Source organism: Pseudarthrobacter naphthalenicus (genome assembly GCF_029076445.1).
In the GTDB taxonomy this organism is placed as follows: domain Bacteria; phylum Actinomycetota; class Actinomycetes; order Actinomycetales; family Micrococcaceae; genus Arthrobacter; species Arthrobacter naphthalenicus.
This window is the reverse complement of record NZ_JARESG010000013.1, coordinates 43,394-64,475: the sequence shown is the minus strand read 5'-3', so window position 1 is coordinate 64,475 and position 21,082 is coordinate 43,394. Positions and strand designations below refer to the sequence as shown.

The 21,082-nt window shown below is 65.9% G+C and carries 21 protein-coding genes; 11 read left to right on the top strand and 10 right to left on the bottom strand.

All coding sequences use genetic code 11. The annotated features are described in order from the left end of the window. Nucleotides 1-265: 265 nt before the first annotated feature. Complete coding sequence (locus PY310_RS13810) at nucleotides 266-1,864, top strand: ABC-F family ATP-binding cassette domain-containing protein (RefSeq protein WP_275215030.1); 1,599 nt, start codon at nucleotides 266-268, stop codon at nucleotides 1,862-1,864. Nucleotides 1,865-1,899: 35 nt separating this feature from the next. On the opposite strand, the gene map is transcribed toward PY310_RS13810, so the two are convergent. From map to PY310_RS13785, 5 genes are all read right to left on the bottom strand, one after another. Then, nucleotides 1,900-2,673 (bottom strand): type I methionyl aminopeptidase, encoded by a 774-nt coding sequence (gene map, locus PY310_RS13805; protein ID WP_275215029.1) that lies wholly within the window; start codon nucleotides 2,671-2,673, stop codon nucleotides 1,900-1,902. 71 nt (nucleotides 2,674-2,744) lie between these two features. After that, on the bottom strand, nucleotides 2,745-3,224 hold the full coding sequence (locus PY310_RS13800) for a YbaK/EbsC family protein (RefSeq protein ID WP_275215028.1): 480 nt from the start codon (nucleotides 3,222-3,224) through the stop codon (nucleotides 2,745-2,747). Between the two features lies 1 nt (nucleotide 3,225). Beyond that, nucleotides 3,226-4,116, bottom strand: a complete 891-nt coding sequence (locus tag PY310_RS13795) for an SURF1 family cytochrome oxidase biogenesis protein (RefSeq protein WP_275215026.1) — start codon at nucleotides 4,114-4,116, stop codon at nucleotides 3,226-3,228. Beyond that, complete coding sequence (locus PY310_RS13790) at nucleotides 4,117-4,389, bottom strand: hypothetical protein (protein ID WP_275215025.1); 273 nt, start codon at nucleotides 4,387-4,389, stop codon at nucleotides 4,117-4,119. Beyond that, nucleotides 4,386-4,823, bottom strand: a complete 438-nt coding sequence (locus tag PY310_RS13785) for a DUF3099 domain-containing protein (RefSeq protein WP_275215023.1) — start codon at nucleotides 4,821-4,823, stop codon at nucleotides 4,386-4,388. Before PY310_RS13785 ends, PY310_RS13790 begins: the two co-directional genes overlap by 4 nt. A 143-nt stretch (nucleotides 4,824-4,966) precedes the next feature. Here PY310_RS13785 and PY310_RS13780 point away from each other — a divergent pair, with 143 nt between their 5' ends. Then, entirely contained in the window at nucleotides 4,967-5,689 is a 723-nt protein-coding gene (locus PY310_RS13780) for a beta-ketoacyl-ACP reductase (protein ID WP_275215021.1), read from the top strand. 192 nt (nucleotides 5,690-5,881) lie between these two features. Then, complete coding sequence (locus PY310_RS13775) at nucleotides 5,882-6,634, top strand: SDR family oxidoreductase (RefSeq protein WP_275215020.1); 753 nt, start codon at nucleotides 5,882-5,884, stop codon at nucleotides 6,632-6,634. A gap of 82 nt (nucleotides 6,635-6,716) precedes the next feature. Here PY310_RS13775 and serB read toward each other — a convergent pair whose 3' ends face one another. After that, on the bottom strand, nucleotides 6,717-7,610 hold the full coding sequence (gene serB / locus PY310_RS13770; protein ID WP_275215018.1) for a phosphoserine phosphatase SerB: 894 nt from the start codon (nucleotides 7,608-7,610) through the stop codon (nucleotides 6,717-6,719). Nucleotides 7,611-7,765: 155 nt separating this feature from the next. Here serB and PY310_RS13765 point away from each other — a divergent pair, with 155 nt between their 5' ends. The 5 genes from PY310_RS13765 to PY310_RS13745 all read left to right on the top strand — a co-directional run bounded on the left by PY310_RS13765 (nucleotide 7,766) and on the right by PY310_RS13745 (nucleotide 11,764). After that, nucleotides 7,766-8,551, top strand: a complete 786-nt coding sequence (locus tag PY310_RS13765) for an ABC transporter ATP-binding protein (RefSeq protein WP_275215016.1) — start codon at nucleotides 7,766-7,768, stop codon at nucleotides 8,549-8,551. 15 nt (nucleotides 8,552-8,566) lie between these two features. Further along, nucleotides 8,567-9,352 (top strand): sulfite exporter TauE/SafE family protein, encoded by a 786-nt coding sequence (locus PY310_RS13760; RefSeq protein WP_275215014.1) that lies wholly within the window; start codon nucleotides 8,567-8,569, stop codon nucleotides 9,350-9,352. A gap of 7 nt (nucleotides 9,353-9,359) precedes the next feature. Beyond that, nucleotides 9,360-10,184 (top strand): TrmH family RNA methyltransferase, encoded by an 825-nt coding sequence (locus PY310_RS13755; protein WP_275215012.1) that lies wholly within the window; start codon nucleotides 9,360-9,362, stop codon nucleotides 10,182-10,184. 136 nt (nucleotides 10,185-10,320) lie between these two features. Beyond that, nucleotides 10,321-10,578, top strand: coding sequence for a type B 50S ribosomal protein L31 (locus tag PY310_RS13750; RefSeq protein WP_024365679.1), 258 nt, complete (start codon nucleotides 10,321-10,323; stop codon nucleotides 10,576-10,578). A 94-nt stretch (nucleotides 10,579-10,672) separates the two neighbouring features. Then, the gene (locus tag PY310_RS13745) at nucleotides 10,673-11,764 is read left to right on the top strand and encodes a lipoate-protein ligase LplAB (RefSeq protein WP_275215010.1); all 1,092 of its coding nucleotides are present in this window, start codon (nucleotides 10,673-10,675) and stop codon (nucleotides 11,762-11,764) included. Nucleotides 11,765-11,767: 3 nt separating this feature from the next. On the opposite strand, the gene pepN is transcribed toward PY310_RS13745, so the two are convergent. Next, the gene (pepN, locus tag PY310_RS13740) at nucleotides 11,768-14,443 is read right to left on the bottom strand and encodes an aminopeptidase N (protein WP_275215009.1); all 2,676 of its coding nucleotides are present in this window, start codon (nucleotides 14,441-14,443) and stop codon (nucleotides 11,768-11,770) included. A gap of 53 nt (nucleotides 14,444-14,496) precedes the next feature. Then, nucleotides 14,497-15,561 (bottom strand): YeiH family protein, encoded by a 1,065-nt coding sequence (locus PY310_RS13735; RefSeq protein WP_275215007.1) that lies wholly within the window; start codon nucleotides 15,559-15,561, stop codon nucleotides 14,497-14,499. Between the two features lie 113 nt (nucleotides 15,562-15,674). On the opposite strand from PY310_RS13735, the gene PY310_RS13730 reads away from it, so the two are divergent. The 3 genes from PY310_RS13730 (at nucleotide 15,675) to PY310_RS13720 (ending at nucleotide 19,081) form a co-directional block, all read left to right on the top strand. Beyond that, a complete protein-coding gene (locus PY310_RS13730) occupies nucleotides 15,675-17,231 on the top strand; it encodes a circularly permuted type 2 ATP-grasp protein (protein ID WP_275215005.1) in 1,557 nt (518 codons plus the stop codon). Nucleotides 17,232-17,306: 75 nt separating this feature from the next. Continuing rightward, complete coding sequence (locus PY310_RS13725) at nucleotides 17,307-18,233, top strand: alpha-E domain-containing protein (RefSeq protein ID WP_275215004.1); 927 nt, start codon at nucleotides 17,307-17,309, stop codon at nucleotides 18,231-18,233. Further along, nucleotides 18,230-19,081 (top strand): transglutaminase family protein, encoded by an 852-nt coding sequence (locus tag PY310_RS13720; RefSeq protein ID WP_275215003.1) that lies wholly within the window; start codon nucleotides 18,230-18,232, stop codon nucleotides 19,079-19,081. Before PY310_RS13725 ends, PY310_RS13720 begins: the two co-directional genes overlap by 4 nt. Before the next feature lie 18 nt (nucleotides 19,082-19,099). Here the strand turns inward: PY310_RS13720 and PY310_RS13715 are convergent, their stop codons facing one another. Then, nucleotides 19,100-19,567, bottom strand: coding sequence for a pyridoxamine 5'-phosphate oxidase family protein (locus PY310_RS13715; protein WP_275215001.1), 468 nt, complete (start codon nucleotides 19,565-19,567; stop codon nucleotides 19,100-19,102). A gap of 49 nt (nucleotides 19,568-19,616) precedes the next feature. Next, a complete protein-coding gene (locus PY310_RS13710) occupies nucleotides 19,617-21,080 on the bottom strand; it encodes an SDR family NAD(P)-dependent oxidoreductase (protein ID WP_275215000.1) in 1,464 nt (487 codons plus the stop codon). Nucleotides 21,081-21,082: the final 2 nt, after the last annotated feature.

Below are 21,082 nucleotides of genomic sequence, written 5' to 3'. Positions count from 1 at the left end.
TCCTGTCGTGGTTGTACAAGCGGAGCATGGGGATGATCCTGACGTTACCGGCCGCCGTCGGGAGCTTTTTTGTAGGAGACCTACTAAGCAGCCACGGCCAGGCTGCAGGCTGGATACAAGCAGCGGCCTGGAGTCCGGCGGTTAGGAGGAGAAGCTGGGGCCGGTAGACTTGGATAGGCCGTTCTGTCCGGCCATTCTGCCCGGCTGCTCCAGACACCATCCGTAGAGCTGCGGCGTTTCCCTGTTGTGAAAGGCCTTACCTGCTGTGATTACTGTCCAGGATCTTGAACTGCGCGCCGGCGCCCGGCTCCTTATGGACCAGGTGAGCTTCCGCATCGACAAGGGCGACAAGATCGGTCTCGTGGGCCGTAACGGAGCAGGCAAGACCACCCTCACCCGGGTCCTGGCCGGCGAAGGCCTGCCCGCGGCCGGCAAAGTCACCCGCACGGGCGAGATCGGCTACCTCCCGCAGGATCCACGCACCCCGGACATGGAACAGCTCGCCCGCGACCGCATCCTCGCTGCCCGCGGACTGGACATCGCCGTCGGCAAGCTCCGGAAAGCACACGACGAAATGGCCAGCGACGACGCCGAGGTCCAGCGCAAGGCCATGAACCGCTACGACCGGCTGGAATCCGAATTCCTCGCCGCCGGCGGCTACGCGGCCGAAGCCGAAGCCGCCGCGATCTGCTCCAACCTGGCCCTGCCGGACCGGATCCTCAACCAGCCGCTGAAGACCCTTTCCGGTGGCCAGCGCCGCCGAGTGGAACTGGCCCGCATCCTGTACTCGGACGCCGAGACCATGCTCCTCGACGAGCCCACCAACCACCTTGACGCGGACTCCATCGCGTGGCTGCGCGAATTCCTCAAGAACCACCAGGGCGGCCTGATTGTGATCAGCCACGACACCGAACTGCTGGAAGCCACCGTTAACAAGGTCTTCCTGCTGGACGCGAACCGGGCTCAGATCGACTTCTACAACATGGACTGGAAGCGCTACCTCACACAGCGCGAAACCGACGAGCGCGCCCGCAAGCGTGAACGCGCCAACGCCGAGAAAAAGGCGCAGGTCCTGTTCGACCAGGCCAACAAGATGCGGGCCAAAGCCACCAAGGCCGTTGCAGCGCAGAACATGGCCAAGCGTGCCGAGCGCCTCCTCAGCGGCCTGGAAGCCGTCCGCGAGAATGACCGCGTGGCCGCCCTGCGGTTCCCCGACCCGTCACCCTGCGGCAAGACCCCGCTCACGGCAGAGGGACTCAGCAAATCCTACGGCTCGCTGGAGATCTTCACGGATGTGGACCTTGCCATTGACCGCGGCTCCAAGGTGGTCATCCTGGGCCTCAACGGCGCCGGCAAGACCACGCTCCTGCGGATGCTCGCCGGCGTTGACAAGCCGGACACCGGTGAAGTTGTCGCCGGTCACGGACTGAAGGTGGGCTACTACGCCCAGGAACACGACACCCTGGACGTAAACCGGACTGTGCTGGAGAACATGCGTTCCTCGGCTCCGGACATGAAGGACGCCGAAGTCCGCGGCATCCTCGGCTCGTTCCTGTTCTCCGGCGACGACGTCGAGAAGCCTGCCGGTGTGCTTTCCGGCGGTGAGAAGACCCGCCTGGCCCTGGCCACGATCGTTGCGTCCAGCGCCAACGTCCTCCTCCTCGACGAGCCCACCAACAACCTGGACCCTGCCAGCCGCGCTGAAATCCTGGGTGCGCTGCGTAACTACAGTGGCGCCGTCGTCCTGGTCAGCCACGATGAGGGCGCAGTCGAGGCCCTCAACCCTGAGCGGGTTGTGCTGCTGCCGGACGGCGTCGAAGACCACTGGAACGAAGACTACCTGGACCTGATCACGCTGGCTTAGGCCACAACGCCGGGCACCCTGACGTGACCGCCGGCCTAGGAACCGGGCAGGGTGAGAATGTCGGCGCCGTCCTCGGTGATGGCGATGGTGTGTTCGGTGTGCGCCGTCAGGCAACCGGTGGCGCTGCGGAGCGTCCAGCCGTCGGCGTCGGTGACGAGTTCCGGGGTGTCTTCCATGACCCACGGTTCAAGCGCGAGCAGCAGCCCCGGCCGCAGCTTGTAACCGCGGCCCGGCCGCCCGGTATTGGGCACATGCGGGTCCTGATGCATCGTTGATCCGATGCCGTGACCTCCGAATTGCGTGTTCACAGGGTAGCCGGCCTCGCTGAGGACCGAACCGATGGCATAGGAGATATCGCCGATGCGGGCGCCCGGCCCGGCGACCGCAATACCGGCGCGCAAGGCACGCTCGGTTGCATCAATCATGGCCACGCTCCCGGCAGGCTTCGAGTCGCCCACAATGAAGCTGATGGCAGCGTCCGCAGCAAGGCCTTCCTTGGAGACAGCCAGGTCAAGCGTCAGCAGGTCGCCGTCGGCAAGCGTGTAGTCGCGCGGCAGCCCGTGGAGCACGGCGTCGTTGACTCCCGTGCAGATGTAGTGTCCGAACGGGCCGTTACCGAAGGACGGCGCGTAGTCGACGTAACAGGACACTGCTCCTGCCCGATGGATCATGGCCTTGGCCCACTGATCGATCTCCAGGAGGTTGGTGCCCACTGTGCTGCGGGATTTCAGCGTCTGCAGGATCTCAGCGACCACGGCGCCGGTTTCCTTGGCGCGGGCCACTTCGTCGGGGTTCAGGATCTCGATCATGCGGCGCCTTTCGTATGCATGCGCTGCCCCGCCTCACGCGGCGGCGTGGGCGGGCACCTGTCGGCACACACCTAGCGCACCTTGAGCTCTTGGGCTGCGGTCATGAGTTTCAGCTCATCGTAAGTGATGCTGAACATGGAATGGTGGTCTCCCGCCCCGGCCCACAGCACGGGGTGGGCGGCCAGGGATTCGTCCAGCAGGGTTCTGATCCTAGCCGGGTGCCCCACCGGTGCCACGCCGCCCACTTCCTGCCCGGTGTGTTTTAGCACGAAGTCAGGGCTGGCCCGGCGGATGGTTCCGGCTCCAAGATGGCCGGCCACCAGGGCGGTGTCCACCCTCGCGGCGCCGCTGGCGAGTATCAGCAACGGACCGCCGTCGAGCATAAACACCAGGCTGTTGGTGATCGCCGCGACGTCGCAACCCAGGACCTCGGCGGCCGCGGCCGCGGTGGGCACCCTCGTGCTGAAGACCCGCACTGTGTCCCGGAGGCCAAAATCCGTCAGGGCCCGCTTGACGTTGGCCACCGGTGCGGGCTCGGTCTGGTCCGCCACTCTAGAAGCCCTGCGCGTCCAGGAGAGCGTCTTCCTCTTCCTCAGAGGTGGCGTGCTTGCGTTTCCGGGGGACTGCCGGCCGACGGCGGGCTGCCGCAGCTGCGGAGTGGACCGGGCTGCCCGAATCCCGGGTCCCGTCCTCATCCTCCTCGTCTTCGGCGTCGATAGCGGCGTTGCGGGCCTGTTGCCGTGCGGCATAGCCGAAGCCCACGAACATCAGAATGCCGAAGGCGAACCACTGCAGCGAGTAGGACAGGTGTGTTCCCTCCTCCGTGGCAGGCTTCGGGAACGGTACGGGGGAGTCGGCCGGCGCAGGCGATTCGGACGCCAACTGGCCGTAGGCGCCCGTGAGCACGGGGTACGGCAACTGATCCGCGTAGGTCGGCAGGTCGATGGAGGCGAGCTGGCCCTCGGGTGCGCCGCGATCCAGCCGGGGCTCACCGTGCTTGAGACGGACTACCGCTGTCACGGGTCCGGACGGGGGTGCCGGGACGGAATCCGGGCTGCCGGGGTTCTTATTGCCGATGGGCAGCCAACCGCGATCAATGATGACGGTCTGGCCGGCGTCGAGCTTGAACGGGACAACCACCTCGTAGCCGGGCTGCCCGTTCAGCGGACGGTTACGGACAACCCGCTGCCCGGCGACGTCGTAGGTGCCCTTGAGCTCCACCTGGGTCCACTCCTTCGCTGGGTCCAGTGCGGAAAACTCTTCCCTGGCCTGGTCGAAGGAGATGGGCGTGGCCGAATAATTGGTTACGACGCGGTTGATCTCGGCAAGGGTTTCGGCACGGCGGTCCATCTGCCACCTGCCCAGGAAGACGCAGGCAGCGGCGAAGATGGCGGCAAGCAGGAGGTAACCCATCCACTTGCTGGAGAAAAGAAAGCGGTACATTCAGCTGTCCTGCCCCAATGGTTCGTGGCCGCCCTGGCCGGAATCCAGCACAACAGTCTCCTTCCACAGCCCGCGCGTCTGCAGGTAGTCCTCCAGCCACGCGCGGTGCTCCGCGCAGGCCAGCCAGATTTTGCGTCGCTCCGGGGTATGGATCTTGGGATTGTTCCACAGCAGTTGCCACGAGGCCTCGCTGCGGCAGGCTTTCCGGGAGCACATGGCGGCGGTGCCCGCGGGGGGACCGGCGGTCCCTGCGGCCAGGTCGAAAATATTCATGAAGCGCGCCGTTCCTGTCCGTGCGTTGGTTCGTCGTCGTCCTCAACAAGTTCGCCCTGAAGCACTGGTGCCGGTTCGTCTTCTTCCTGCCCGGATACGTCTTCGGCGCTGTCCAATTCACCAAACGGGACGTAGTCGAGAAGCGAGTCGCTGTGGACTTCGGCTTTATCGCTGCCGTTGGCGATGACCACCGCAATCCAGGGGAGGAACACCGCCCCGGCCACCATGACCAGCTTGAACCAGCCGTCCACAACAAAAACGAGGATGAGGCAAACCAGTCGGATGCCCATGGCCAGCGCATACTTCCGCATGCGTCGGCTCATGTCCTCGGAGTGAGCCGTGGCGGCGTCCGTAATGCTGTGGACGGAGCTATCGCCGGAGAACCGCGGTGGGTTTCCGGGCACAAACTCTCCAGCATTGTTTTCAGGGGTCACGGCTGTTTGATCACGCTCCAAAGGCTTGGCTCCATTCTCCCACTATCGGCAGAAGCACCCAAACGGAGGCTAAGATCGGAGGCAGTAAAAATCCCACCCGTTTCTACAGCGGTGCTTCCTGCCGCAGATTCCCGGAGCGTCCTATGTCTGAAGCCACCACCGCCCGCAGCGTCCTGATCACCGGGGGTAACCGCGGCATCGGGCTGGCCATCGCTGAAGCTTTCCTGGCCAACGGGGACAAGGTGGCTGTGACGTACCGGAGCGAGTCCCGGTTGCCGGCAGGAATCCTGGGCGTCAAGGCCGACGTCACCGATGAGGCCTCGGTGGATGCAGCCTTCAGCGAAGTGGAAGCAGCCCACGGGCCGGTGGAGGTACTGGTAGCGAACGCCGGGATCACCAAGGACACTCTTCTGCTGCGCATGAGCGAGGATGACTTCACTTCCGTCATTGACACCAATCTCACGGGCGCGTTCCGCGTTATCAAGCGGGCGTCCAAGGGCATGATCAGGATGCGGAAAGGCCGCGTGGTCCTGATTTCCTCCGTGTCCGGGCTGTATGGGGCCCCGGGTCAGATCAACTACTCCGCGTCCAAAGCCGGACTTGTTGGCGTGGCCCGTTCCCTGACCCGGGAACTGGGCTCCCGCGGCATCACGGCCAACGTGGTGGCTCCCGGCTTCATTAATACGGACATGACCGCCGAACTCCCCGAAGCCACCCAGAAGGATTACCTGTCCAGCATTCCGGCAGGACGTTTTGCCGAAGCTTCGGAAGTGGCCAACGTGGTCCGTTGGATTGCCAGCGACGAGGCAGCCTACATCTCCGGCGCCGTCATTCCCGTGGACGGCGGCCTCGGGATGGGCCACTAGCCCGGCCGTACCTGGGGACTCCCCGGGACTCCCCAGGACTCCCCGGGAATCCGCCGGGGATTCCCGGGGGCTGCGGCCGACTAGCCGGAACGCGCATCTTTGTGGGAGTCACACAAGGGAACACGGAGCCGCCGCTGGCATGATGGACTTCAGACCCCAAGCGATTTAGACGTATCGAACAAAGGAGCCCTTGTGGGACTGCTGGATAACAAGACAGCCATCGTGACCGGATCCTCCCGCGGGATCGGCGCCGAAGTGGCAAAGATCCTGGCCGGCGAGGGCGCCGCCGTTGTAGTGAACTACCGGCAGAAGGCGCCGCGGGCCAACAAGGTCGTGCAGGGAATTGAAGCTGCCGGCGGCCGTGCCGTGGCGGTGGGGGCGGACCTGACCACCCAGGAAGGCGTCCAGGCCCTGGCCAGTGCGGCCATGGAGAACTTCGGCTCGCTGGACGTGCTGGTACTCAACGCTTCGGGTGGCATGGAGTCCGGCATGGAGGAGGACTACGCGCTCAAGCTGAACCGGGATGCGCAGGTTAACATGCTCAACGCGGCCGTGCCGCTGATGAAGGAAGGGTCCCGGGTGGTTTTTGTGACCAGCCACCAGGCCCACTTCATCGATACTGTGCCCACCATGCCGTCGTACGAGCCCGTAGCCCGCAGCAAGCGTGCCGGTGAGGATGCGCTGCGTGAACTCGTGCCGCACCTGGCCGAAAAGGGCATCTCCCTGGTGGTCGTGTCCGGTGACATGATCGAGGGCACGGTCACGGCCACCCTCCTGGACCGGGCCACGCCGGGCGCCATCGAAGCCCGCCGTGCCGAGGCCGGCAAGCTTTACTCCGTGGAGGAATTCGCTGAGGTGGTGGCCGGCATGGCTACCGCGGACGTCAAGTCCGGCCACACGGAGTATGCAGGCGGCGCGGACTACTTCGGTAAGAGCGCCAACTAGCGCCAGAGGCAAGTAACGCGAAAGGGCAGTTCGCGGCAGAGTTCCTGAGGAACATTGCCGCGAACTGCCCTTTCGCTTGAGTTCAGACGCCGGCGATGTACCGGACGGTGTCCAGGTAGGGCATGTTGATGGCCGAGTCTGCCACGGCCCGCACTGCCGGCTTGGCGTTGAACGCCACCCCGATCCCGGCGGCCCCGAGCATGTCAAGGTCGTTGGCGCCGTCGCCCACCGCAATGGTGTGCTCCATGGCGATTCCTTCGGCAGCAGCCCATTCGCGCAGGTACTTCTCCTTGGCGGCCCGGTCAATGACGGCGCCGAGCACCCTGCCAGTGAGGACGCCGTCGAGGATTTCCAATTCGTTGGCGATCCAGTAGTCCAGGCCGAGCTCCTCGGCGATGGGGCGCAGGACCTGGTTGAAACCTCCGGAGACCACCGCCACAACGTGGCCTGCCGCCTTGAAGGCGGCCACCAGTTCAGCGGCACCTTCACTGAGCTGCACTTCGGCCCGGACAGCGTCGACGACGGCGGCCGGCAGCCCTGCGAGCACCGCCACCCGCGCGTGCAGGCTTTGCGCGAAGTCCAGTTCCCCGCGCATGGCGGCTTCGGTGACGGCGGCCACCTCTTCGCGTTTGCCGGCGTAGGCCGCCAGGAGTTCGATGACTTCCTGCTGGATGAGGGTCGAGTCGACGTCCATGATCAGGAACTTCCGGGGAGCCTCGCGCAGCCCGGCCGGGACGATCGCGGTATCCAGTCCGTCGACGCCCGCGTCCGCCACGGCCCGGCGGAGGGCTGCGATGCCGGCGGCGGTGCTGTCCGCCACGACGAGTCCGGTGGTGAGGACCTCAAACCTGTGGTCCCCGGCCCGCGACTCCGACTCGACGGTGGCGCCCCTGCCGGCCCAGAGGGATCGCAGCCGTTCGAGCTCGGCGTCGGTCAGTTTGGGGCCATAGCTGACCGCAGTCACGTTCGGAGTCATGGCTGCAATCTTAGTCAGCGCCGCCCACGCGCCCGAATTCGTGGCACGACACAACGCACACGTTGGGCGGAGGATCGACGCGGCGTGCCTCTACGCGTCCCGCCGCCGGGTATCAGTTATCAGTCGGCCCTGATTTTGTCCTAGTGTCTACTCCTATGAGTGATGTTCTTGAAATGGCTTCCGTCAGCGTTGTCCGAGGCAAAAAGACCCTATTGGACAAGGTGGACTGGCAGGTCAATGAGGGGGAACGCTGGGTCATCCTGGGACCCAACGGCGCCGGCAAGACCACTCTCCTGCAGGTAGCTGCAGCCCGGCTCCATCCCAGCAGCGGCACGGCCGGGATCCTGGACGAAACCATGGGCCGCGTGGATGTTTTCGAACTTCGTCCCCGGATTGGCCTGTCCTCGGCGGCGCTGGCCAGCCAGATACCCGAGTCGGAGAATGTCCTCAACGTTGTGGTCACCGCGGCGTACGGCGTGACCGGCCGCTGGCGTGAAGGATACGAACGGCCGGACGAACGGCGCGCCTTCCGGCTGTTGAACGACTGGGGCATGGGCCCGATGCTGAACCGGACCTTTGCCACACTGTCCGAAGGTGAACGCAAACGCGTGCAGATCGCCCGCGCCCTCATGACGGACCCCGAACTGCTCCTCCTTGACGAGCCCGCCGCAGGGCTGGACCTCGGCGGCCGCGAGGAACTCGTACACAAGCTGGGCGAACTCGCCCGCGATGAGGACTCACCGGCCATGGTCCTGGTCACGCACCACCTTGAGGAGGTGCCGCCAGGGTTCACGCACGCCATGCTGCTGCGCGACGGCGGTGTTGTCGCGGCAGGTCCCATCAAGGAGGTGCTCACCGACGAGCACCTCAGCAACACTTTCGGCCTGGCCCTGGACGTCACCGAAAACGCCGGCCGGTACACGGCCACAGCACGCCGCTGACGCGGTACCGCCGCAGTGGAGCTTCTTAGCAGCATCCTTGTGTTTTTTGCCGGCCTGTGGGCCGGCACCATCAACGCCGTCGTAGGCTCCGGCACCCTGGTCACGTTCCCCGTCCTGATCGCCCTCGGGGTGGCCCCGGTGACTGCCTCCATCAGCAACGCCATGGGGCTGGTGGCCGGAAATGCCGCCGGCGCCTGGGGGTATCGCAAGGAACTCAAAGGCCGGGGCGGCCAGCTCCTCAAACTGCTGCCTGCCTCCTTGCTCGGCGGTGTCAGCGGCGCCTGGCTGCTGCTCCACCTCCCGGAAAAGGTGTTCTACTACGCTGCTCCGGCCCTGATTGTCCTGGCCCTGCTGATGGTGGTCTTCCAGCCCCGGCTCCAGCGGTGGGTCCGGTCCCGGGAGGAAAACCCGGAGCACGCCCTCAAGGACAGGAACCACGGCATCCTGCTGATCGTCCTGGTGTACCTGGCGGGCGTCTACGGCGGCTACTTCGTGGCCGCCCAAGGCATCCTGCTGGTAGGGATCCTGGGTGTCTTTATGGCCGGAACCATCCAAAATGCCAATGCCATGAAAAACATTCTGGTGCTGGGCGTGAACATTGTGGCGGCAGTCTCATACCTGCTGTTCGCCTTCGGGCGGATCAACTGGCCGGTGGTGGCCATCATCGCGGTCAGTTCGCTGATTGGCGGCTTCATCGGGTCCAAAGTGGGCCGCCGGTTGTCCCCGCCGGTCCTCCGCGGCGTGATCTTTGCCCTTGGCCTGGTGGCACTGGGCTTCATGATCGCCAATCTGCTGAAATAATCAGCCGGTGACAATCCACTACCTTGAATCTGCCGCGGATCCGCGCGTCGCCGACTACACGCAGCTCACCGACGTGCACCTGCGGAAGCTCCGCGAGCCGGCCGAAGGCATGTACATCGCCGAATCGTCACGGGTCCTGCGCCGGGCGCTGGTGGCGGGCCACCGGCCGCGGTCGTTTTTCCTGGCCGAGAAATGGCTGGCGGACCTGCAGGATGTCCTGGCCGCCTACCCGGACGTGCCGGCGTTCATCGGCAGCGCGGCGCTGCTGGAAGAGATCACGGGATTCCATTTGCACCGCGGGGCGATGGCCGCGATGCACCGGCCCGCACCGGTGCCGCTTCAGAAGCTTCTGGCAGCTGCCCGCCGGGTGGTTGTTCTGGAAGACATCGTGGATCACACCAATGTCGGCGCCATCTTCCGTTCCGCCGCTGCCCTGGACATCGATGCGGTCCTGATTTCGCCGCGCTGCGGCGATCCCCTTTACCGGCGCAGCGTGCGGGTCAGCATGGGCACCGTATTCCAGGTCCCGTGGGCACGGCTCGAATCCTGGCCACAGGACATCGCGGTCCTCAAACAGAATGGATTCACCGTCGCCGCCCTGGAACTGACTGGGGACGCCGTGGACGTTGACCGGCTGGCCGCCAGCAACCCGGACCGGCTGGCCCTGGTGCTGGGCACGGAAGGGGCCGGCATGAGCACAGAGACGCTCGCCGCCGTCGACCTGGCCGTGAAAATCCCCATGCGTGCCGGGGTGGATTCTTTGAACGTGGCGGCGGCCTCCGCTGTGGCATTCTGGGAGCTCCGGCCCCGGAGTTCGCAGGGCCCGCACTGATCCGCTATCATTAACAGCTGGCTGTCCTGCTGTTTCTGCCTCGAGTCTTCTCTCTCGCGGCACGGATGCGGGCACCAGCCATCCCATTCATACCTGGCAGCTGGCAAAATCCAGTTGTGCGAACAAAGGCCCCATTATGAAGTCTGATACACACCCGAAGTACGAAGCTGTTGTTTTCAACGACCTGGCTTCCGGCGTCAAGTTCCTGACCAAGTCCACCGTGTCTTCCAAGAAGACCATCGAGTGGGAAGACGGAAACACCTACCCGGTTATCGACGTCGAAATCTCCTCCGAGTCCCACCCGTTCTACACGGGTAAGCAGCGCATCATGGACTCCGCAGGCCGCGTCGAGCGGTTCAACGCTCGCTTCAAGGGCTTCGGCGGCAAGAAGTAACTCACTTCCTCCAAGTTCTTACAAAGCCCGCACCGGCAACGGTGCGGGCTTTGTTGTTTCCCGGAGTCCGGGACGATGGGGGAGGATGGAAGGCATGACTGCCCTTTCATCTGCACCCGAAGACCGCCCCCGCAGCCACCACGGCGAGTACAAAGTCCCCGGCGGCAAGCTGGTGGTGGTGGACTTCGATGTGGTGGACGGGGCGCTCTCTGATGTCTCCCTCAGTGGCGACTTTTTCCTGGAACCGGACGAAGCGCTTCCGCAGATTAACAGGGCCCTCAGCGGGCTTCCGGAAAGCACGACGGCGGCTGAGCTCTCCGCGGCAGTGACCGGTTCGCTGCCGCCGGACGCAGTCCTGTTCGGCTTCTCCGCCGATGCCGTGGCCGTCACCGTCCGCCGGGCGCTGGCACGGGCAACGTCGTGGTCGGACCACCCATGGGATGTCATCGCGCCCACCGTGCTGCCCACCCACGTCAACGTCGCCCTGGACGAGGTCCTGACCGAGGAGGTCGGCTCCGGGCGCCGCAATCCCACACTGCGCTTCTGGGACTGGGAGGAACCGTCCGTGGTGATCGGCAGCTTCCAGTCGGTCCGGAACGAACTGCACCCTGAGGGCGTGGCCAGGCACGGCATCACCGTGGTGCGCCGGATCAGCGGCGGGGGAGCGATGTTCATGGAGGCCGGCAACTGCATCACGTACTCGCTCTACGTGCCCCAAACACTGGTGGACGGGATCAGCTTCGCTGACTCCTACGCCTTCCTGGATGCCTGGGTGATGGCGGCTTTGGAGAAACTGGGCATCAGCGCCTTTTACGTGCCGCTGAACGACATTGCCACGGAGCAGGGCAAGATCGGCGGGGCGGCGCAGAAACGCCTGGCCAACGGCGGGATGCTGCACCACGTCACCATGAGCTACGACATCGATGCCGACAAGATGGTTGAGGTGCTGCGTATCGGCAAGGAAAAGCTCTCGGACAAGGGCACCCGCAGCGCCAAAAAACGCGTTGACCCGCTGCGGCGGCAGACCGGGATGGCCCGCACCGAGATCATCGCGGCCATGATGGAGGTCTTTACCGAGCGCTACGGGGCCACGCCGTCCGCACTATCCGCTGCGGAACTGGCAGCCGCCCGCGAACGGGTAGCCGCCAAGTTCGGCACCGAAGAATGGCTGCACCGGGTCCCCTGAGGGCTACCGGCCCTGTGACCCCAGCTGCGCGGTGAGCGCCCGCAGGAGGTGGCTGCGCTGTTCCACCACGATCCTGCGCAAGGCTCGCGGTGCATCAGTGTTGGCATCCAGCCAGGCATCGGTCCGGAGCACCACCGGCTGCTTTTCCGGCCGGGCACCATTAGCGGACAGGTCCTGCGCGGCGGGAAACAGGCCCCGGACAATCCTGCTGGCGATCTCGATGCTCCGGCTCTGCCAGACATCGCGGAGGCAGTCGAAATACGGCTCGACATAGGGCTCCAGCAGCGCTGGGGGCGCAGTGGTGAAACCTGCGATCGTAGCGCTGAGGAGCTGGTTGGACAGCGCGGTCCCGTGCACGGCTTCCGTCCACGCGTCGGCTTTGACCTGGGGGTCAGGGCGGGCGGCGAGCGCGGTGGCGTGGCCGGCCCGGCCCGAGGCGGTGGTGTCCCGCGCCAATTCGGCGTCGAGTTCGGCCACCGTGGCCTCACCATGGGCGGCCAGCGCATGCCAGATGTGCCAGCGCAGCTCGGCGTCGACAGCGAGGCCCTCGACGGTCACCGCACCGTCCAGGATGCCCCGGAGCCGGGCCAGGAGGGAATTGTCCCGGCGGCTGACCGTAGCCACCGTCCGGGCCCAGCCCAGCTGGTGGTCCGAGCCCGGGGCGGCCAGTTCCAGCTGGTCCGCGGCAGCCGCCAGGAAGTCGCGACGCAGGGCGGCCCGTTGGGACGCGGGGGTATAGCGATCGACGGCGGTGTCGGCGTTTTCGAGGATGTTCAGCAGCACGCCGATCCCGGTTTCGGACGGTCCGAACGCGGTGACCGCATGCACGTAGCGGGCGGCAGGGCTCTCCGCATCACGGGCGGAGTTCCACAGGGCTGTCCAGCAGAGCGCCCTTGCCATGGGGTCGGTGATCCGGCCCAGCGATGACAGTACCGTGGCCTCAGAATCCGGGTCGAGCCGGACCTTGGCATAGGTCAGGTCGTCGTCGTTGGGCAGCAGCAGGGCAGGCCGGGGCCGGCCGGCGAGCTCCGGCACTTCGGTCCTGTGACCGGCCGCGTCGGTCTCAACGCTGCCCGTCCGGACCAGGGCGCCGTCGTCGTCGAAGTCGTAGAGCCCCACGCGAAGCCGGTGCGGCCGGAGTTCCTCCCGTCCGGTGACCGGGTCCACGGCGTCCTGGACGATCGTCACGGAGTCCAGGACGCCGTCGTGATCCTCAAGGTCCAGGGACAGCGTGGAGATCCCGGAGGTCTGCAGCCATTGCGCTGCCCAGCCTGCCAGGTCCCGGCCTGATGCCGCGCTCAGGGCGGACAGGAGATCGGCCAGGGTGGTGTTTCCATAGGCGTGGTCGCGGAAGTACTGCCGGGAGCCTGCGATGAAGGCATCAAAGCCCGCATACGCGACCAGCTGCTTGAGCACCGAGGCGCCCTTGGCGTACGTGATGCCGTCGAAGTTCTGCTTGGCGGCCTCAAGGTCGGGGATGTCCGCAACAATGGGGTGCGTGGTGGGCAGCTGGTCCTGTACGTAGGCCCAGCCCTTGCGCTTGTTCGCGAAACCCACCCAGGCGGTCTCCCAGGTCGTGGCGCGGTCCACCCCGAGGGTGCCCATGTAGTCGGCGAAGGACTCCTTCAGCCACAGATCGTTCCACCACTGCATGGTCACCAGGTCCCCGAACCACATGTGTGCCATTTCATGCATCAGCGTGGTGGCGCGTGCCTGGTACTGGGCATCGGTGGCCCGCGACGTGAACACATAGTTTTCGGTGAACGTGACCAGTCCCGGGTTTTCCATCGCGCCCAGGTTGTATTCCGGCACAAAGGCCTGATCGTACTTGCCCCAGGGGTAGGGGAAGCCGAACAGCCGGTTGAAGAACGCCAGGCCATCCTTGGTGAGACGGAAAAGTTCCGCGGTGTCGAAGGAATCAGCCATCGAGGCGCGGCAGTACAGTGCCAGCGGCACGTCCAGGTGCGTGCCGTCCTCAAGCGTGGCGCTCCAGTGGTCCTCCGCCTTGAAGTAGGGCCCGGCGAGGACGGTGGTGATGTATGTGGACATCGGCTTGGTGGTGGCGAAGTCCCAGCGGCTGGTGTCCGGATCACTGGTCAGCGGGGTGCGGGCGGCTTCCGCTCCGTTGGAGGCGACGTGCCAGCCTGACGGCGCCATCACGTGGAAGGTGAATTCGGCTTTCAGGTCCGGCTGCTCGAAGTTGGCGAACACCCGGCGCGCGTCGGCGGGCTCGTACTGCGTATAGAGGTAGCACTGGCCGTCGGCGGGATCCACGAAACGGTGCATGCCCTCGCCTGACCGGCTGTACAGCGCTGTTCCGGTCACTGTCACCTGATTCTCGGCCAGGAGGTTGTCCAGCCGGATGCGGGAGCCGTCCACAACGTCCGCCAGCGGCAGGGATTTCCCGTTGAGGATCACGCTGTGCACGTCGCCGGAGATGAAATCCAGGAACGTCCGGGCCGGCTTCGCGGTGTGCCCCTCGTCGGGCTTCCCGGCCGGAGCCGCGGGCGCGCCGGCGCCGGGCAGTGCCGCCGAAAAATGGATGATGCTCCGGCTGGTGTAGCCTGCCACCTCCGGATCCGCCGCCTGCCGTACGTCCAGGGAGACGTCGTAACTGTGCGTGGTGATCAGGGCTGAACGGGTGGCGGCTTCGCTGCGCTGCAGATTCTCATGTGACACCCAGCTATCTAATCACGGAGGACCGTGCCGGGAATCACGACGCCGGCCCGCGGCTAGGGGGTGATGAGCAGGGCGGCTGCCAGGCCGAGCAGGGCGATCAGGAGCCACGCCGCAAGCGCCGCAAGCAGCGCCCGCGCTCCGGTGTGCAGGAGTGTGCGGATCCGCACTGCGGACCCGAGTCCGAACAGTGCAGCCCCGAGCAGGATGTCCTGCAGTCCGGCGCCGGCGTCAAGTACGCCCGGAGGGAGCCATCCCGTGGACCGGAGCGCGACCATGGCCACAAACCCGGCCACAAAAAGGGGGATCAGGGGCACTGGCACATGTTGCCGGGCATCTGCCTTCGCGCGGTGGTGCATGCCTGCCACGGCCACCACCGGCGCCAGGAGCAGCACACGAGTCAGCTTGACCACCACGGCGATCCCCAGGGCGGCCGTCCCGGCGGACTGTGCGGTGGCCACCACCTGGCCGACGTCGTGCACGGATGCGCCGGTCCAGGCTCCGAACGCCAGGGGGCTCAGGCGCAGCGGATGCATCAGAAGCGGCAGCAGTCCGATCGCCATGGTGCCGCACAGAGTCACCAGCGCCACCGGCAGAACGGTGTCTGCGTGCCGGATGCGCCGCACCGCCGCCATGGCGCCGATGGCGGACGCCCCGCAAATGGAGAATCCGGTGGCCACCAGGAGCGCGGTCGGGGAGGGCAACCTGAACAGCCTGCACAGGGCGTAGGTGCCGGCGAAGCTGAGCAGCACCACTCCCGTGACCACAACCATGGCCAGCCACCCCAGGTCCAGGATGTCCACGACGCTCACCTTCAGGCCCAGCAGGACAATGCCGCCCCGCATCAGGTGTTTGCCCGCGAAATCGAGTCCCGGCCTTGCCCGGCCCGAGATCCAGGCGGCTGTTCCCGGCAGGTTGGCCGCAAGCAGCCCCAGGGCCACGGCCCCGGTCATGGCAGGCAGGACGGGCACCATGGCATGCACGGCGAAAGCGCCGGCGAGAGCCACGGCCGCAGTGAGCAGGCCGGGAATGAGCCTGTCGGCATCCCCGGGCAGCCCGCGGCCGGCCCATCCCCGGCGGCTGCTGCCCCCGGCGCTCCCTTTGCTAGTCTTCTCTGGCATTCACTTACCTTGCCGGATGACGCGTGTATTCAACGAACCGGCGGCGGTAGCGCAACACGCCACAATGGATGGCGGTAATGAATTCGAAACAAAAAGATGGTTGGCTAAAGGACATGTCAGACCTATTCCAGGATTACTCCGAGGCCGCCGGGCGCACCGGCGCCTACGACGAGATGTTCGCGCCGGGCCAGGAAGCCCGCGGCTCATACGTGGAGGTGGCGGACGCGCTCCGCAAGCTTTCCCTCGCCGACGTCAGTGCCCGCGCGGACTCCATGGCACGGACGTTCCTGGACCGTGGTGTGACCTTTGACTTTGCGGGGGAGGAGCGGCCATTTCCGCTCGATATTGTGCCCCGTATCATTCCGGCCGATGAGTGGACTGTGCTGGAAAAGGGCGTGGCGCAGCGCGTGCGGGCCCTGGAAGCGTTCCTCAACGACGTCTACGACAAAATGAATGTGGTGGCTGACGGCGTGATCCCGCGCCAGCTCGTCACCACCAGCGCCCACTTCCACCGCCAGGTGCACGGATTCGAACCTGCGGGCGGGGTCCGGGTGCACATCTCCGGCATCGATGTGGTCCGTGACGCTGCCGGGACGTTCCGGGTCCTGGAGGACAACGTTCGCGTCCCCTCGGGCGTCAGCTATGTCCTAGAGAACCGCCGCGCCATGGCCAAGGGCCTGCCCGAGGCCTTCGGCCAGCAGCTGATCCGGCCCGTGGAGGAGTACCCGCGCCGGCTCCTGTCGGCACTGCGTAAAACGGCACCCGCCGGCGTCGACGATCCCACGGTGGTGGTGCTGACCCCCGGTGTCTTCAACAGCGCTTACTTTGAACACACCCTGCTGGCCGGCCTGATGGGCGTGGAACTCGTCGAGGGCCGGGACCTCATCTGCCGCGGCAACCGTGTTTACATGCGCACCACCGCCGGCGAGCAGCGTGTGGATGTGATTTACAAACGCATCGACGACGAGTTCCTGGACCCCCTGCAGTTCCGGTCGGACTCCATGCTGGGCTGCCCCGGCCTGGTCAACGCCGCCCGCGCCGGCGGCGTGACCATCGCCAACGCTGTGGGCAACGGCGTGGCCGATGACAAGCTGGTGTACAGCTATGTCCCGGACCTCATCCGTTATTACCTCAGCGAGGAACCCATCATCGCGAACGTGGACACCTACCGGCTTGAGGAGAAGGAAGCCCGCGAGTACGTCCTGGACAACCTCGCCGAGCTTGTGGTCAAGCCCGTGGACGGATCCGGCGGCAAGGGCCTGGTGATTGGTCCGGATGCGTCCAAGGATGAGCTTGAGGCCCTCCGCCACCGGGTCATTGCGGACCCGCGCGGGTGGATCGCGCAGCCCGTCCTGCAGCTGTCCACGGTGCCCACCCTGGGTGGGGACAAGTTCGGCCCCCGCCATGTGGACCTGCGCCCTTTCGCAGTGAACGACGGCGACGACGTCTGGGTGCTGCCCGGCGGCCTGACCCGTGTGGCGCTCAAGGAAGGCTCCCTGATAGTGAATTCCAGCCAGGGCGGCGGGTCCAAGGACACGTGGGTGCTGGCCGGTTCGCCGCAGGTGCCGGTGGAGACGGTTCCGCGGCCCACGATCTCCATCCGTGAGCGTGTGTCCGTCTGGCCGGTTGAAAGCAATTGGCGGGACCGCCAGCCGGAGCAGCAGCAGTGAGCCGTCACCTGAATCCCGCATCATCACCCATGGGTTCAACCCCGCAGATTTCGGACGCCCAGGAGGTAGCCGCGAATGCTTAGCCGTATTGCTGAGTCCCTTTTTTGGATCGGACGGTATGTTGAGCGCGCCGACGGTACCGCGCGCATCCTGGACGTGCACCTTGAACGCCTCAACCACCTGCCCATGGAGGAGCGCCGCCGGGTGGCCCAGGAACTGCTCGCGGTGATGGGCGCCCGGCCGCAGAGTGAAGACTTCGGCCTGCCGGAGCTGCTGCACGCCCTGGCGTACGACAAAACCAGCGCCACCTCCATTGCGGGGTCTTTGGGCGCAGCCCGGGAAAACGCACGGCGCGCCCGCGAGACCGTATCCTCCGGCCTGTGGGAGAGCCTGAACACCACGTACTACGGGCTGAGCCAGCACCGCAAGGACGTGGTGGGGACGTACCGGTTCTGTAACTGGACGCTGGAACGGACCGCCATGGTCAGCGGCTTGGCCGACACCACGGTGAGCCATGACGAAAGCTGGCTGTTCCTGGTGCTCGGCAGGTCCCTGGAGCGCGCGGACATGACCGCCCGGATGCTCTCCACCCGCGATGTCCTGTCCGCGGGCATGTCCTGGGTGAACATGCTGCGGTGCGCCGGGGCCTATGAATCCTTCCTGCGCACCCGGAGGGCCGCCTTCGGTGACCAGCATGCGGCCGAGTTCCTGCTGCTCGACCGGCTGTTCCCGCGTTCGATTGTTTACGCCCTGCGTGACGCCGATGAATGCCTCGCGAAGCTGGATCCGTCCGCGCAGCGCGTGGGCTTCATCAACGACGCCCGCCGCATCGTGGGCCAGGCCCGCACCTTCCTTGAGTTCCACCGCACGGACGATCTGATGTCCGAACTGCCCGAGCACATGGAACGCGTGCAGAAGGCCGTGGCCCAGGCGTCGGACGCCATTTCCCGTAAATACTTCAATCAGGCGGACGAGCTGGCCTGGGTGGGAGAAGTTTCATGACCCGGCTGAGCATCATCCACACCACGGCCTACAAATACAACAAGCGCGTCACGCTGTCGTACAACGAGGCCCGCATGACACCCCTGACGGACGCCCAGCAGGTGGTTCTTGAGTCCGTGCTCAAAGTGTCGCCCTCGCAGGCCGCCGTCAGCACCTACCGGGACTACTGGGGCACCAGGGTCACGGCGTTCGACATGCAGATGCCGCACGAGCATCTCGAGGTGGTTTCCAACATCACCGTCGAGGTGTACCGGGCAGAAAAGATCCCCGCAGAGGCGGACATTGTCGGCTGGGATGTCCTGGCCTCATACGAAACGTTGAATGGGTTCAGCGATTGGCTGCCCCAGTCCCAGCTGAGCCGGCCGGGTGACGAAGTCCTGGGAATCATTCCGGGCGTTGTTGAAGGCAAGAACCCGCATGAGGCTGCGATGGCCGTCTTCGAATGGATGCGCGGGGAGATGACCTACATGTCCGGTTCCACCGCTGTCACCACCAACGCGGAAGAGGCCTGGGGGCAGCGGCAGGGCGTCTGCCAGGACCTCGCCCACCTCGCCATCGGCGCACTGCGCAGCTGCGGGATCCCGGCCCGGTACGTCTCCGGCTACCTGCACCCGAGAGCGACGGCGGCGATCGGCGAGACCGTCGCGGGCCAGTCGCACGCATGGCTTGAGTTCTGGGACGGGGCCTGGCGCAGCTGGGACCCCACCAACCACAAGCCGGCGGGGGATTTCCACGTGACGGTGGCCAGGGGCCGTGACTACCGCGACGTGCCGCCGCTGAAGGGAATCCTTTCCGGCGGCGGCGGGTCGGCGCTGAGCGTCAGCGTGGAAATCACCCGCCTGGCGTAGGCAGGGCGGCTCCGCTGATCACTCAGGCGAGGCCTTGGCGGCTCCGCTGAGCTGCGTCCACCAGGTCATCGGCGCGGTGACCTTGAACCGGCGGCCCGTCAGGACGTCCGGGCTGACCCGGATGAAGGTGTCCTTCTTGCCGGCCTGCCACGGGAACAGGTACAGTGCGGCCGTATCCAGGACGCCTTCGGTGCCCTTGATGGCGGCCGCGGGCCCTTTGAGGACCACACTCCAGGCGAGCCCGGTGACGGCATCCACGCCGTCGGCTTCGACTGCCACGCGGGAACCTCCGGATGCCGCCGCCAGCTTGGTCCCCTGGCCCGTGCGGAAGACAATCGTTCCCCCGTCCACCGTGTAGTTGATGGGGAAGATGTCCGGATGACCGTCCACAAGGACCGCGAGCCGGCCCACGGAGACTGTCCGGAGGAGTTCCCAGCATTCGTGGTGTTCCAGGTTGTGGACTTCGGTAATTGGTTCGCTAGTCATGAAGCCGAGCCTACGCTGTGCGGACCGCGTCAGCACAGTGCCCTTCTGCCTACCAGGGGCTGGGCTTGTAATCCTTCAGGAAGACCCCGTACTGGTCCTCGCCGTTCTCGCCCATCACGATAGGGTCGTAGACCCTGGCGGCCCCGTCCACCAGGTCCAGCGGAGCGTGGAAGCCCTCTTCCATCAGCCGCACCTTGGTAAAGTGCGGGCGCTCGTCGGTGATCCACCCGGTGTCCACGGCCGTCATCAGGATGCCATCAGCGTCCAGCATTTCCTTGGCGCTGGTCCGGGTCATCATGTTCAGGGCCGCCTTTGCCATGTTGGTATGCGGATGCCCAGGGCCTTTGTACGCGCGGGAGAACTGGCCCTCCATGGCCGAGACGTTCACGATGTACTTCCGGTGCGCTGTGGACCGTTTCATGGCCTCACGGAGCCTGCTGACCAGCAGGAACGGGGCTGTGACGTTGCAGAGCTGGACCTCGAGCATCTCCAGCGGATCCACCTCATCCACCACCTGGGTCCAGCTGTTGATGCTTGCCAGGTCCGGAACCAGGCCGCCGGCGTCAATCGCGGTGCCTGACGCGATGCGCTCCAACGACGCCGAGCCCGTGGACAGGGCCAGCGAGGTGATGGCGTCGCCGGCCAGGACCGGATGGTCGGTTACGCTGCCGGCCAGGGCGAGCGGGTGTTTGTCGTGCGCGTGGCCAAACGTCAGCAGTTCCGGGCCGCCGTTGGCAGGCTCGAGTTCGGCGGGGAGCGGTTCGTCTTCGGCGTCCACCAGCGGTTTGTAGGCATTGCCGGAGCGCCGCACCGTCTGGGCCGCGTTGTTGATGATGATGTCCAGCGGGCCGGCGGCGTTCAGGGAATCGGTCAGCGCCATGACCTGGGAGGGGTCGCGCAGGTCGATGCCTACAATCCGAAGCCGGTGCAGCCAGTCGCTGCTGTCCTCCATGGCGGCGAAACGGCGCGCGGCGTCCTTGTGGAACCTGGTGGTGATGGTGGTGTGCGCGCCGTCCCGCAGCAGCCGCAGGGCAATGTACATGCCGATCTTGGCGCGTCCGCCGGTGAGCAGCGCACGCCGGCCGGTGAGATCGGTCCGGGCGTCCCGCTTGCCGTGGTTGAAAGCAGCGCACTCAGGGCAGAGCTGATGGTAGAAGGCGTCCACCTGGGTGTAGTGCTGTTTGCAGATGTAGCAGGGCCGGGACCGGATCAGGTGGCCGGCAACTTCGCCTGTCGCCGAGCTGGCCAGCTTGTTTCCGCGGGTCTCGTCATCGATGCGGTCGGGCGCGGCCGTGGCTGTCCGGGCAAGGACTTCCCGGTCGGCTTCTGAGATGAGGTCGCGCTTGGTGACCCGGCGGTGGCGCTTGACGGCCTTGAACATTTTCCCGGTGGCCCGGCGCACGGAAACGTAGTCCGGGTGTTCCTCGTCGTAGACGTGGATGGTGTTCAGAACCTTGAGGCAGGCCTGAATTTCCTCAGGCGTCAGCCCGGCTGACAGATCGGGGGAGCTCATTG

Excerpts from the sequence above, each read along its gene's own strand:
- PY310_RS13715 (WP_275215001.1), bottom strand. The coding sequence starts at position 19,567 with ATGACTAGCGAACCAATTACCGAAGTCCACAACCTGGAACACCACGAA.
- PY310_RS13780 (WP_275215021.1), top strand. The coding sequence starts at position 4,967 with ATGTCTGAAGCCACCACCGCCCGCAGCGTCCTGATCACCGGGGGTAAC.
- serB (WP_275215018.1), bottom strand. The coding sequence starts at position 7,610 with ATGACTCCGAACGTGACTGCGGTCAGCTATGGCCCCAAACTGACCGAC.
- PY310_RS13720 (WP_275215003.1), top strand. The coding sequence starts at position 18,230 with ATGACCCGGCTGAGCATCATCCACACCACGGCCTACAAATACAACAAG.
- PY310_RS13710 (WP_275215000.1), bottom strand. The coding sequence starts at position 21,080 with ATGAGCTCCCCCGATCTGTCAGCCGGGCTGACGCCTGAGGAAATTCAG.
- PY310_RS13790 (WP_275215025.1), bottom strand. The coding sequence starts at position 4,389 with ATGAATATTTTCGACCTGGCCGCAGGGACCGCCGGTCCCCCCGCGGGC.
- PY310_RS13750 (WP_024365679.1), top strand. The coding sequence starts at position 10,321 with ATGAAGTCTGATACACACCCGAAGTACGAAGCTGTTGTTTTCAACGAC.
- PY310_RS13765 (WP_275215016.1), top strand. The coding sequence starts at position 7,766 with ATGAGTGATGTTCTTGAAATGGCTTCCGTCAGCGTTGTCCGAGGCAAA.
- PY310_RS13735 (WP_275215007.1), bottom strand. The coding sequence starts at position 15,561 with ATGCCAGAGAAGACTAGCAAAGGGAGCGCCGGGGGCAGCAGCCGCCGG.
- PY310_RS13795 (WP_275215026.1), bottom strand. The coding sequence starts at position 4,116 with ATGTACCGCTTTCTTTTCTCCAGCAAGTGGATGGGTTACCTCCTGCTT.
- PY310_RS13730 (WP_275215005.1), top strand. The coding sequence starts at position 15,675 with ATGTCAGACCTATTCCAGGATTACTCCGAGGCCGCCGGGCGCACCGGC.
- map (WP_275215029.1), bottom strand. The coding sequence starts at position 2,673 with ATGATCGAGATCCTGAACCCCGACGAAGTGGCCCGCGCCAAGGAAACC.
- PY310_RS13745 (WP_275215010.1), top strand. The coding sequence starts at position 10,673 with ATGACTGCCCTTTCATCTGCACCCGAAGACCGCCCCCGCAGCCACCAC.
- PY310_RS13725 (WP_275215004.1), top strand. The coding sequence starts at position 17,307 with ATGCTTAGCCGTATTGCTGAGTCCCTTTTTTGGATCGGACGGTATGTT.